The 12538-nt window shown below is 69.4% G+C and carries 11 protein-coding genes; 6 read left to right on the forward strand and 5 right to left on the reverse strand.

The window, feature by feature from the left end:
- The first annotated feature begins 5 nt into the window (after positions 1-5).
- Both ACZ1DY_RS42895 and ACZ1DY_RS42900 read left to right on the forward strand, forming a co-directional pair.
- Positions 6-1631, forward strand: coding sequence for an ABC transporter ATP-binding protein (locus ACZ1DY_RS42895; protein ID WP_465483092.1), 1626 nt, complete (start codon positions 6-8; stop codon positions 1629-1631).
- Positions 1628-3355 carry an ABC transporter ATP-binding protein gene (locus ACZ1DY_RS42900; protein WP_465483093.1) on the forward strand — a complete coding sequence of 576 codons (1728 nt, stop codon included), beginning with the start codon at positions 1628-1630 and terminating at the stop codon, positions 3353-3355. The genes ACZ1DY_RS42895 and ACZ1DY_RS42900 overlap by 4 nt, the downstream gene beginning before the upstream one ends.
- A 48-nt stretch (positions 3356-3403) precedes the next feature.
- Here the strand turns inward: ACZ1DY_RS42900 and purQ are convergent, their stop codons facing one another.
- On the reverse strand, positions 3404-4081 hold the full coding sequence (gene purQ / locus ACZ1DY_RS42905; protein WP_007032539.1) for a phosphoribosylformylglycinamidine synthase subunit PurQ: 678 nt from the start codon (positions 4079-4081) through the stop codon (positions 3404-3406).
- Complete coding sequence (gene purS, locus ACZ1DY_RS42910; protein ID WP_125784867.1) at positions 4078-4317, reverse strand: phosphoribosylformylglycinamidine synthase subunit PurS; 240 nt, start codon at positions 4315-4317, stop codon at positions 4078-4080. Before purS ends, purQ begins: the two co-directional genes overlap by 4 nt.
- Before the next feature lie 66 nt (positions 4318-4383).
- Between purS and ACZ1DY_RS42915 the strand changes: the two genes are divergently transcribed.
- Both ACZ1DY_RS42915 and ACZ1DY_RS42920 read left to right on the forward strand, forming a co-directional pair.
- Entirely contained in the window at positions 4384-5157 is a 774-nt protein-coding gene (locus ACZ1DY_RS42915; RefSeq protein WP_465483094.1) for a hypothetical protein, read from the forward strand.
- A gap of 102 nt (positions 5158-5259) precedes the next feature.
- Entirely contained in the window at positions 5260-6840 is a 1581-nt protein-coding gene (locus ACZ1DY_RS42920) for a GMC family oxidoreductase (RefSeq protein ID WP_465483095.1), read from the forward strand.
- Between the two features lie 52 nt (positions 6841-6892).
- Here ACZ1DY_RS42920 and ACZ1DY_RS42925 read toward each other — a convergent pair whose 3' ends face one another.
- Positions 6893-8395 carry an aldehyde dehydrogenase family protein gene (locus tag ACZ1DY_RS42925; protein WP_257483344.1) on the reverse strand — a complete coding sequence of 501 codons (1503 nt, stop codon included), beginning with the start codon at positions 8393-8395 and terminating at the stop codon, positions 6893-6895.
- A gap of 33 nt (positions 8396-8428) precedes the next feature.
- The gene (locus tag ACZ1DY_RS42930; protein ID WP_465483096.1) at positions 8429-9571 is read right to left on the reverse strand and encodes an MFS transporter; all 1143 of its coding nucleotides are present in this window, start codon (positions 9569-9571) and stop codon (positions 8429-8431) included.
- A 61-nt stretch (positions 9572-9632) separates the two neighbouring features.
- Here ACZ1DY_RS42930 and ACZ1DY_RS42935 point away from each other — a divergent pair, with 61 nt between their 5' ends.
- Together ACZ1DY_RS42935 and ACZ1DY_RS42940 are read left to right on the forward strand one after the other, a co-directional pair.
- A complete protein-coding gene (locus tag ACZ1DY_RS42935) occupies positions 9633-10577 on the forward strand; it encodes a DUF5937 family protein (protein WP_465483097.1) in 945 nt (314 codons plus the stop codon).
- 33 nt (positions 10578-10610) lie between these two features.
- Positions 10611-11246 (forward strand): MBL fold metallo-hydrolase, encoded by a 636-nt coding sequence (locus ACZ1DY_RS42940; RefSeq protein WP_257483347.1) that lies wholly within the window; start codon positions 10611-10613, stop codon positions 11244-11246.
- Between the two features lie 61 nt (positions 11247-11307).
- Here ACZ1DY_RS42940 and ACZ1DY_RS42945 read toward each other — a convergent pair whose 3' ends face one another.
- Positions 11308-12483 carry a DUF418 domain-containing protein gene (locus ACZ1DY_RS42945; protein WP_465483098.1) on the reverse strand — a complete coding sequence of 392 codons (1176 nt, stop codon included), beginning with the start codon at positions 12481-12483 and terminating at the stop codon, positions 11308-11310.
- Between the last annotated feature and the right edge of the window lie 55 nt (positions 12484-12538).

The following is a 12538-nucleotide window of genomic DNA, read 5'->3' on the forward strand; positions in this document are numbered from 1 at the left end:
CAATCGTGCTTTCCGCCACATATCCGCTTCCGCGACTACGTCTGCCCGCCAAGCCGACCGCCTGGCGGTACCTGGTCAGGATGATGCTCGCGCGTCCGGGACTGCTCGCCGTCTCGGCGATCAGCGGTGCGCTGTGGTCGCTTCCGATCGCCCTGCTGCCGGTCGCGATCGGCCGGGGCATCGACGCGATCGGCCGCGGCGACGGCGATTCCGTCTGGCTGTGGGGGCTCGCGGCCGCCGGGCTCGGCATCGCGCAGACGATCGCGGGCACGGTGCAGCACTTCGCGTCCTACGGCTGCTGGATCCACGGCGCCGGGGTGACGCAGCGCCTCGCCACCGAACACGCGGCGAAGCTGGGCGCGAACCTGCGTGACACGACCACCACGGGTGACGTGGTCGCGATCACCACCAGCGACATCAACCCGATCGGTGACTCCTTCGAGGTGCTCGGGCGGGCCTTCGGTTCGCTGATCGCGTTCATCGTGTGCGCGACGGCGCTGCTGACGACGTCGCCGCTGCTCGGCATGGTCGCGCTGATCGGTGTCCCGCTGGCGGTGGTGGGCATCGGGCCGCTGTTGAAGCCACTGGAGAAGCGCCAGACGAAACAGCGCGAGGAGAAGACCGAGGTCAACGCGCTGGCCGCGGATATCGTCTCCGGCCTGCGGATCCTTCGCGGTGTCGGCGGTGAGAAGCAGTTCCTCGACCGCTTCCGTCGCTCCAGCCAGAAGGTCCGCGCGGCCGGTGTCCAGGTCGGACGCAGCGAAGCGTGGCTCGCGGCCGCGGAGGTCGCGCTGCCGGGACTGGTCACGGTGGCCATCACCTGGCTGGGCGCCCAGGCGACGATGAACGGCACCATCCGCGTCGGCGAGCTGATCACGTTCTACGGCATCTCGGTGTTCCTGGTGATCCCGGTGACGACGGCGACCGAGTTCGCGGGCGTGCTGAGCGCCGCGCTGGTTTCGGCGCGGAAGGTGTGCAAACTGCTGTCCACCGAACGCACGCTGGCCGAGCCGGAGCACCCGGTGCCGCTGCCGGAAGGCCCGCTGGATCTGTACGACGAGACGTCCGGGATCAAGGTCGAGGCCGGGAAACTGACCGTCATCGACGTCGGGGCCGACGCCGAAGCGGTGGCTTCGCGGATGGCGCGGTTCACCGATCCGAGTGAACCCGCGCTCGTCGGCGGGGTTCCGGTGGACCGGGTCGCCCTCGACGAGCTGCGGCGGCGGGTCGTGTTCGCGCACAACCAGGACATCTGGTTCTCCGGTGTGCTGCGCGAGCAGGTCACCCCCGCCGAGCCCGGCGACGTCGAGATCACCGAAGCGCTGTACGCGGCGGACGCCGAGGACATCGTGGACGCGCTGCCCAACGGCGTCGACGAGGTGATCGGCGAACGCGGACGTGAGGTTTCCGGTGGTCAGCGGCAGCGGCTGAACCTGGCCCGCGCGCTGGCGACCGACGCCGACGTCCTGCTGCTCGACGAGCCGACCTCGGCCGTCGACGCGCATACCGAAGCCCGCATAACCGAACGCGTCGCGAAGCTGCGGCGCGGCAAGACCACCGTCGTGTTCAGCCAGAGTCCTTTGTGGACACATGTGGCCGATGTGGTCATCGATTCGAAAGTACCGGCATGAAGAAGCTGCCGCTGGCAGACAAGAAAGACGTCAGACGTTGGATCAAGGAGACCGCGCGCGCCAACAAGCGCGAGTTCTCCGTGATGCTCGGCCTGTTCTGTGTCGCGACCGCGATCGGGCTGGCCGGGCCGAGGCTGCTTGGCGCGCTGGTGGACGAGGTCGTCGACGGTACGACGACCACCACGATCACCTGGCTCGCGGTCGCGTTCGTGGTCGTGCTGGGCGCGCAGGCCTGGTTCAAGGGACTGGCGCGGCTGCGCGCGCGGGTGTTCGGTGAGCGGATCCTGGCGCTCAACCGCGAGGAATTCGTCGGGAACGCGCTGGACCTACCGCTCGGCACGGTCGAAGCGGCGGGCACCGGTGACCTGCTCAGCCGTGCGACCACCGACGTCAGCCGGATCGACCACGCGGTGCGCCACGGCGCGCCGGAGATCCTGATCGCCGCCGTCACAGTGGTGTTCACGGTGGTGGCGATGGTGATCACGTCGCCGTTCCTGGCGCTGGGCCTGCTTGTCGCGCTGCCGCTGCTGGTGCCGGTGAACATCTGGTACCAGCGGCGGATCCCCGACGTGATGCGGCGGATGCTGGACAAGTGGTCCGAGCTGCAGTCCACCACGCACGAGACCGCGGAGGGCGCGCGGACGGCGGAGGCGCTGAGCCTGACCGGCCGCCGGATCCGGACCGGGCACGACGGTCTCGACGCGTCGATGCTGGGCGAACGCAAGATCCGGGCGCTGCAGATGCGGTGGATCCCGTCGCTGGAGATCAGCTACGTGCTGCCGGTGCCGGTGATGCTCGGGCTGGGCCTGCTCGCCTACTCGAACGGCTGGGAAGGGCTCGGCACGATCACCGCGATGCTGCTGTACTCGCAGGTCATGACCGGTCCGCTGAACGAGGCGCTGTTCTGGCTCGCGGACATGCAGGTCGCCGGTGCGTCGCTGCGACGGCTGCTGGGCGTGCGGCCCGCTCCTGCTTCGGAGACGGTCACGGAGACCCCGCGCGGCCAGGACATCGAGGTCCGCGACGTGCGCTTCGGCTACAACGCCGACCGGGAGGTGCTGCACGGGATCGACCTGCGGGTGCCCGCCGGTGAGCGGCTGGCGATCGTCGGCCCGTCCGGGGCAGGCAAGTCGACCCTCGGGCGGCTGCTGGCCGGGATGTCGGCGCCGACCTCGGGTTCCGTGCGGATCGGCGGCGCCGAGGTGTCGACGCTGCCGGACGACGTCCTGCGCGGCGAGGTCCTGCTGCTGACGCAGGAGCAGCACGTCTTCGCGGGAACGCTGCGGGACAACCTCACCCTGCCCGCCGGGGACTGGACCGACGAACGGCTACTGGCCGCGCTGGCTTCGGTCGGCGCTTCGGAGTGGGTGGCGAGCCTGCCGGACGGGCTGGACACGAAGGTCGGGGCCGGGGCGGTCGCCGTCCCGGCGGCGATGGCGCAGCAGCTCGCGCTGGCGCGGGTGGTGCTGGCCGACCCGCACACGCTGGTGCTGGACGAGGCGACGTCGCTGCTGGACACGGGTTCGGCGCGGGAGCTGGAGCGGTCGTTGAGCGCGGTGCTCGAAGGGCGCACGGTGATCGCGATCGCGCACCGGCTGCACACCGCGGCCGCGGCCGACCGGGTCGCCGTCATCGAGGGCGGCCGGGTGACCGAGCTGGGCTCGCACGCGGAGCTGCTGGCCGCCGGAGGCCCCTACTCCGCCCTGGTGGCCGCCGCCTCCTGAGATGTCATGAAAGGGTCGTTCATGAACGACCCTTTCATGACACTTGGGTCAGGCGGAGACGAGGGCGTCCACGGCGCTGTAGAACATGCCGAGACCATCGTCGGAGGGCCCGGTGAGGGCGTCGATGGCGTGCTCCGGGTGCGGCATGAGCCCCACGACGCGGCCGTTCTCGCTGCGGATCCCGGCGATGTCGTTGCGCGAGCCGTTCGGGTTGCCACCGACGTAGCGGAACACCACGCGGCCCTCGCCCTCCAGCTCGTCGAGCGTGGCCTGCTCGGCGACGAAGCAGCCATCGATGTTCTTCATCGGGATGAGGATCTCGGCGTCCTTGTCGTACCGGGTGGTCCACGCGGTGTCGTTGTTCTCGACGCGGAGCCACTGGTCACGGCAGATGAAGTGCAGGCCCGCGTTGCGGATCATCGCGCCCGGCAGCAGCCCGGCCTCGCACAGGATCTGGAAGCCGTTGCAGATGCCGAGCACCGGCATGCCCTTGTGGGCGGCCTCGATCACCGACGACATCACCGGCGCGAACCGGGCGATGACGCCGGCGCGCAGGTAGTCGCCGTACGAGAAGCCACCGGGGACGACGACCGCGTCGACGCCCTTCAGGTCCTCGTCCGCGTGCCACAGCGGCACGGCTTCGGCGTCGGCGTAGCGGACCGCGCGGGCCGCGTCACCGTCGTCGAGCGTGCCGGGGAAGGTGATGACCCCGATGCGGGCGCTCACGCGTCCACCCGCTTGATGGTCCACTGCTCGATGACGGGGTTCGCGAGGAAACCCTCGGCGATCTTTTCGAGCGTCGCGTCGTCGACGGAGTCGTCGACCTCGATCTCGAAGTGCTTGCCCTGACGGATCTCGGTGATCCCGGTGAAGCCGAGACGACCGGCCGCGCCGAGCGCGGCTTGGCCCTGCGGGTCGAGGATTTCGGGCTTGGGCATGACGTCGACGACGACTCGGGCCACGGCAGGCTGCTCCTTATTCACGCAGGTCGTGGGTACCGCCCGAGCCTACTTCACTACGGTTGCCGCATGACCTACGGGCAGTACGCACCGCCGAAGAAGCCGAAGACCGGGCTCTGGATCACGCTGGTGCTGGTCTTCGTCCTGATCGCGGGCGGTGTCGCGTTCACCGGGTTCGTGACGCCGGGCTTCTTCAAGGCCAAGGCCGACACCACCTCGCGCGCGACGCCGGAGCAGCTGAGCCAGTCGTTCGTGAACGGCGTCGCCGAAGATCGGCTCAGCCAGCTCTGGTGCCCGATCCGCTCGAAGCGGTCCTACAGCTTCGAACAGGTCATGGCCGCCACCGACGGCGCACAGCTGAGCACGCCCGCGCGCCAGCGTGCGCCGCAGGAGTATTCGGCCACGCTCAACGCAGGCGGGCAGACCGTCGGGATCGCGATGATCCCCGGCGAGGGCGGCTGGTGCGTGCGCGACGCCAAGATCGGCGGCGAGCCCGAGCCGCTTCCGGGTATCGAGACGAAGCCGTCGCCGCGGCCCGACGTCAAGACCGGCGAAGAGGCGGGGAACAAGTTCGTCGACGCGATCAACGCGCGCGACATCCCGGCGGCGCTGTCCGTGCTGTGCGAGAAGGTGCCCGACACGACGCGCGACGGCGTGCAGCAGATCATCCACGGCGAGGGCAGGTACACCGTCGACACGGCCGACGTGCTGACCGTCGCGAAGCAGACGATCCTGCACCTCACCGGCGAGGTCGACGGCGTCCGGAACCCCGGCCGCATCGAGACGGAGGACGACGCCGAGGGCGGCCCCTGCGTGGCCTCTTTTTCACCCGACTCCGACTGAGCTCGCACCGATCCTTCGTCTGGGGGATGCTCGGAGCGCGGCGCTGGGCCAAGATGAGCCCATTGGCGGGGCGTCAACACCGGGCGAGCAGCAGGAGGCACCGTGGCCGATCAGGACTCCTTCGACTACGTGATCGTCGGCGCGGGCAGCGCGGGATGCGTACTGGCGAACCGGCTGAGCGAGGATCCGTCGGCGCGGGTGCTCCTGCTCGAAGCGGGCGGCGAGGACGACGCCGACGAGATCCACATCCCCGCCGCGTTCCCCGGTCTGTTCAAGACCAAATGGGACTGGAACTACGAGACGGTCGAGCAGAAGCACACCGGCAAGACGCTGTACTGGCCGCGCGGGAAGACGCTCGGCGGCTGTTCGTCTATCAACGCGATGATCTACATCCGCGGCAACCGCGCCGACTACGACGGCTGGCGCGACGGGCACGGCGCCGAGGGCTGGGGTTTCGACGACGTCCTGCCGTACTTCAAACGGGCGGAGGGCAACCAGCGGCTCGGCGGACCGCTGCACGGTACCGACGGCCCGTTGAACGTCGAGGACCGGCGCTTCACGCACGAACTGTCCCTCGCCTGGGTGGATTCCGCGGTCGCCTGGGGCCTCAAACGCACCGACGACTTCAACGGCGAGTCACAGGAAGGCGCCGGCGTCTACCAGGTGACGTGCAAGAAGGGCCGCCGCTGGTCGACGGCCGACGCGTACCTGCGGCCCGCGCTGGCGCGCCCGAACCTCACCGTGCGGACGAACGCGCAGGCCACCCGCGTCGTCTTCGAAGGCACCCGCGCGGTCGGAGTGTCCTATTTGGACAAGGGTGTCGAGACGACGGTGCGTGCGTCGACGGAGGTCCTGCTGAGCGGCGGCGCGGTGAACTCGCCGCAACTGCTGATGCTGTCCGGGGTCGGCCCGGCGGAACACCTGCGTGAGCACGGGATCGACGTCGTCGCCGCGCTTCCCGGCGTCGGCGGCAACCTGCACGACCACCCCGCCTGCGGGATCATCTGGTCGACGCGGGGCACCACCGACCTCGTGGACGCGGCGACGCCGGGCGGCCTGGTGCGGTACCAGCTCACGAAACGCGGCCCGCTGGCTTCGAACATCGGCGAGGCGGGCGCGTTCTTCCCCGCCGCGGACGGTGTCTCGCCGCCGGACATGCAGATCCACGTCGCACCGACGTTGTTCTACGACAACGGGATGCGCGAGCCGACGGTGCCGGGCTTCACTTCGGCGGCGACCCTGGTGGACGTCGCGAGCCGGGGGCGCCTGCGGCTGAAGTCGTCGAATCCGTTGTGGAAGCCGGAAATCGACCCGGCGTACTACGCGGAGTCCGTGGACATGGAGAAGATGCTCGCCGGGATGCGCGCCCTGGTGGAGATCGGGAAGTCCGGCCCGCTGGCGCGGTATCTGGACAAGCCGTTCCTGCCGGAGCGGCACGACCTGACCGACGATGAACTGGCCGACTACGTGCGCGAGAAGACGCAGACGCTGTACCACCCCGTCGGGACCTGCTCGATGGGGACGGGCGAGAACGCCGTCGTCGATCCGTCGCTGAAGGTGCGCGGGGTGGACGGGCTGCGCGTGGTCGACGCGTCGGTGATGCCCGTGGTGCCGCGCGGGAACACGAACGCGCCGACGATCATGGTGGCGGAGAAGGCCGCGGACCTCATCCGGGGCAAGTAGCACTCGTGAGTGGTAAGGACGGTTCTAACCGTCCTTACCACTCACGAGGGTCTTAGCGCTTCCCGTGCAGCACCGTGATCAGCTTCGCGACCAGGGCGTCCGTCTTTTCCTTGCGGGAGAACGACGTCAGCACGATCGGCGCGGTGAACCGCTGCCGCGCGACGGCCTTCGGGCGGGCGAACTCGCGCAGGCCTTCCGGGCCGTGGATCCGGCCGAAGCCCGAGTCGCCGACGCCGCCGAACGGCAGCGAAGCGATACCGGCGAAGGAAAGCGGCGCGTTGATCGACGTCATGCCGGTGCGCAGCCGTCCGGCGAGTTCGAGGCCGCGCGACTTCGAGAACACGGTCGAACCGAGGCCGTACTTCGTGTCGTTGGCCTTCTCGACGGCCTCGTCCATGTCGCGGACCTTGGCGATGGTGACGGTCGGGCCGAACGTCTCCTCCTGGACCGCCACGGAGTCCTCGGGCACGTCGACGAGCACCGTCGGCTGCACGTAGCGGTCACCGACCGCGTCGACGCCGCCGACCAGCGCCTTACCGCCGCGCTCGATGGCGTCGGCGATGTGGCGCTTGATCACCGAGAGCTGCGAAGGCATCGTCACCGGGCCGTACTGCGCGGCCGCGTCCGAGCCGGCCCGCACGTCCTTCGACTTCTCGACGACCTTCGCGACGAACTCGTCGTGCACGCGCTCGTGGACGTACACGCGCTCGACGCCGATACAGGTCTGGCCCGAGTTGGAGAACGCGCCCCAGACGGTCGCGTCGGCGGCGGCTTCGAGATCGGCGTCCGCGTCGACCAGGACGGCGTCCTTGCCGCCCGCCTCGATGATCACCGGGGTCAGCGTCTCGGCGGCCGCGGCCATGATCTTCTTGCCCGTGCCGGTCGAACCGGTGAAGGCGATCTTGTCGACGCCTCCCGTGACGAGCGATGCGCCGGTCTCGCCGAAGCCGGTGATCAGCTGCAGCACCGGCCACTCCGGGACGACCTCGTTGAAGGCGTCGACCAGCCATTTCCCGACGCCGGGCGTGTACTCGCTCGGCTTGAAGACGACGGTGTTGCCGGCGGCGAGGGCGTACGCGATGGAGCCGAGCGGCGTGAACACGGGGTAGTTCCACGGGCCGATCACGCCCACGACGCCGAGCGGCTGGTACTCGACCGTCGCCGCCTGGTTCGACATCATCAGCCCGGCCGCGCGGCGCTGCTTGCCGAGGATCTTGCGCGCGTGCTTGCCCGCCCAGGCGATGTGCTCGATGGCCAGCACGCTCTCCAGCTGCGCGTCGGCGATCGGCTTCCCGGTCTCGTCGCGCACGACCTGGCACAGCTGCGGCAGCCTGCGGGTGATGACGCCCTTCCAGCGGCGCAGGCGTTCGGCGCGACCGTCGTAGCCGAGCCCGGCCCACCATTCGGCGGCGTCCTTCGCGCGGGCGATGGCGGCGCGGACGTCCTCCTTGCTGTGCACCGGGTAGGTACCGACGACCTCGTCGGTCGCCGGGCTGAGGGAATCGAAGGTCTCCCCCACGCTGTGCGCGGTCGGCTTCGGCTGGACTGCGGTCATCGACTTCTCCCGTGTCTCGGCTCAAAGCCCAGGCTACGACGTTACTGACGGCGTGCCAATAGCTCGCCTGGGGCGTGCCACCAGCATCGCACAGGAGACGAGGGCCGCAAGGACACCGAGCAGCGGGGCCAGCCAGACCGGCAGGATCCCGATCGCCAGCGAACCCAGGCCGAAGCCCGAAGCCTGCACGGTGAAGGCCAGCGAGAAGCCCTCCGACCGGCGGCGTTCCGGCAGCAGCTTCTGCAGGTTGACCGACGAGACGGCCATCAGCGGGCCGGTGCAGAGCCCGATCAGCGCGACCCCGCCGAGCAGCCCGGCCCAGCCGAAGCCCGCCGAAACCACGATCCCGCCGAGCACGAAACCGGCGAGGAACAGCCGCGGATCGCCTTCCTTCCCCCTCGCCGCGTACAGCGCGCTCCCGGCGATACTGGCCCCGCACAGCACCACGATGACGATGGCCGTCGCCGATTCGGGCGCGCCGAGGCGCAGGACGAGCGGCAGCAATCCGACCTCGATGGTCGACAGCAGGAGCCCGACGGTGAACAACCCCGCGAGCCAGGGCACGCACGCGGCGACCGGGATCGGCCGGCGTTCGACCGTCCTTTGTGGATCTCGCCGGACGGTCCGCCGCGGTACGAGCAGCGCCGCGAGCAGGGCGACGACGGCCATCGCGAGGATCGGGACGACCGGGCCGGACGTCGCCAGGAGCGCCACCAGCAGCGGCCCGCCGACGATCACGCCTTCGAGGATCATCGCGTCCACCGAAACCGCCCTCGGCAGCTCCTCTTCGGTCACCGTCGCGGCGAGCAACGTCCGGAAACCGCCGTTCAGCCCGCCCGCGACCAGCCCCGGCGGGATCGCCAGCGCGAGCAGCACCCAGTCCGGGGCTCCGGCGGAAGCGACCGCGGCCAGCAGGAACAGTCCGGCGGCGACCAGCGGGAGCAGCACGACGAGCCCGCGCGCGGGGCCGACGCGGTCGAGCAGCCGTCCCGTCGGCACGGCGCCGACCATCTCGGCGGCGACGAAAACGGCCATCATGATCCCGCCGAGCCGGTACGAACCGGTGGTCGCGGTGGTCAGCACGGTGAAGGCCAGCGGCGCCATCATGCCGGGCAGCCGGTTCAGCTGCACCCCCGCCGACCAGCGCCAATACCCGGAATTACGCAGCAACGTCATGGCACGAACACTGCCGAACCCAAGCTGGCCAGGACTATTGATTAGGACATAGCCTAATCCGATGATCGAGCTGGTCCTGACCGCCGAGAGCGCGAACCGTGTTCGTTTCGGCATCTCCGCGCTCGACGAGACCATGGGCGCGATGCAGACGCTGCTCGGACGGCGCGGGCACCCGAGCCACCTGCCGTGGCTGCGCGAGGCCGCCGCGAAACTGCCGGACCTGCCCATCGACGGCTTCGCCAAGGTGATGAGCGCGCGGCACTACATCACCGATTTCCTCAGCCCGCCGCCGAGCGGCCCGGAGACCACGGCGTCCGCCCAGCTCGCCGAGATCCGCCGTACGACACCGGAGCAGGTCGCGCATGAGCTGTCCAAAGTGGACGCCGACCTGAGCGGCCTGCCGGAAGATCCCGCCGAGGCAAGGGATCTGCTGGCGAACCAGATGGAGATCGCCTGGACCGAGCTGGTCGAGCCGCACTGGCCCCGGATGCGCCGATTCCTGGTCGCCGACATCGAGGAACGCTCACGGCGCCTGGCCGCCGGCGGTATCGCGCTGGTACTGGAGGACATCCACCCGCGCGTGCGGCTCGTCGACGACGTCCTGGTGATCGAAATGAAGGAACGCGGCCGCGTCCACCTCGACCGGCGCGGGCTCTTGCTGATCCCCGGCGTTTTCGCCTGGCCTTCGGTCGGGGTGATCACGATGGAGCCGTGGCAGCCTTCGCTGCTGTACCCGGCTCGCGGGGTGGCCGAACTCTGGTCGGATCCCGAACGTCCGCCCGGCGCGCTCGCCGGCGTACTCGGCCGGACGAAGGCCGCGCTGCTCACGACGCTCAACGAACCCGCGAGCACCACCGAACTGGCCCGCAGGCTGGGCTTCTCGGCACCGACGGTCTCGCGGCATCTGACCGCGATGCGTGCGGCCGGCCTGCTCGAAACCCGGCGGCGCGGCCGCGAAGTCCGCTACCGGCGCACCGAACTTGGCGACGCCCTGCTGCGGGCATAGGCTGGAATCGAGCTACCGCGAAGGAGAACACCGATGCGTATTGTCCACTTTGGACACGCTTGTACCCTTCTGGAGACCGAGGGCGCGCGGATCCTGATCGACCCCGGCACCTTCTCGGCGGGCTTCGAGGGCGAGCGCGAACTGGACGCCATCCTGATCACGCACCAGCATTTCGACCACCTCGACGCGGACAGGCTGCCCTCGCTACTGGAGGCCAACCCCGGCGTGCGGCTGATCGTCGACCCGGGTTCCGCCGAAGCGGTGGGGAAGATCGGCGCCGAGTTCCAGATCGCGAACCCCGGCGACGCCCTCGAAATCGGCTCCAGCAGCGTTGACGTCGTCGGCGGCGAGCACGCGGTGATCCACGAGGAGATCCCGGTGATCCCGAACGTCGGCTACGTCGTCGACCACGGCGCGTTCTACCACCCGGGCGACTCGTTCTTCGTGCCGGAACAGAAGATCGACATCCTCGGCCTGCCCACGGGCGCCCCGTGGCTGAAGGCCGGCGAGGCCGTCGACTACCTGCGTGCGGTGTCGCCGCGCCTCGCCGTCCCGATCCACGAAGCCGTCCTCGCGCGGCCGCAGATGCACTACGGCCTGTTCACGAATCTCGCGCCGGAGGGCACCGAGGTGAAGGTGCTCGATGTCGGGGAGCCGGTGAAGCTCTAGCGGTAGGCGCGGCGAGCGTAGGGCGTTCCCGCCAGCGTCGCGAAAGCCACTTTCGGGACATCTAGCGTCGCGAAAGTGGCTTTCGCGACACAGTCTCCGGGGTCCGGTAGGCCAATTTCCGCACCAAAATCTCCGCCGGTCCCCGATACGACCGCCGGTGCATCAGGTACGCGACGACGACCGTCACCAGCCACACGCCGAGCCCGCACGCCGCCGCCACGAACGTCTGCCCGGCCAGCCCCAGCATGAACGGCGGCGCCAGGATCAGCCACGCCACCGACTGGAACAGGTACGCGCTCAGCGTGCGCTGGCCGAGCGCCGAGATCGCGGTGACCACGACGCCGCGGCGCTTCTCGCCGACCGCCATCCCGATGAGCCCGAACAAACTGACGTAGCCGATCGCGCCGAACAGACCGGCGCCCTCGTACATCAGCTTGACGAGGCTCGCGGTCCCTTCGTCGAAGCCGACGTAGTCGCCGGCGAAAAGGCCCATCGGCAACGCACCCGCGATCGCGACGCCGAAACCGCCGAACACACCGAAGAGGAGCAGTTTTCGATTCGGCTCCTCCAGGACGCGCTTCTTCGCGGCCCAGGCACCCACCCAGACGAAGAGGATCGACGACAGCAGGATCGCCGTGCTCATCGGCCATTCCGTGAGCCGCTCGCGCACGGCGTCGCCATACGTCGGCGCCAGTGACGACACGTCCTCGACGGACGGGACCGGCGCGCTCCCGGAGCCGCCGGTGAGCACCAGGTACATCAGCACGGCCAAATAGCAGACGCCGATTCCGAGGTACAACACCGGAATCCGATAGAAACCCTTGCCGCGCCTCAAAAGCAGCAGGGTGAACACCACGCCGATCACGCCGTACGCGCCGAGCACGTCACCGGAGAAGAACAGCACCCCGTCGACGGCGCCGAAGACCAGCAGCCACGCGTGACGGCGGAGCAGGATGCCACGCGTCCGCGTCCACGGCTGCCCCAGCGCCTCCTGGCGGTTGGCGAACTGCACGATGCCGTAGCCGAGCATCATGCCGAACAGAGGCAGCGCGCACGCGTGGACGAACACGAACAGGATCACGAAGTACGGCCGTTCCAGGCCTTCCGGTGTCTGGTCGACGCCCGGCGTGTTCCCAAGAAAGATGCTCGCGGTATGCGCCAGCGCGACGAGCAGGAGCGCGAAACCCCTGGCCAGATCCGGAGCGAGCACCCGCTCGCTCGTCGGTGTCGATGTCATGAAGCCCCCTTTAGTATCCAACGTACACTAATTAATATCCGATGGATACTAAAGA

The organism is Amycolatopsis sp. PSD-21 (assembly GCF_055561455.1).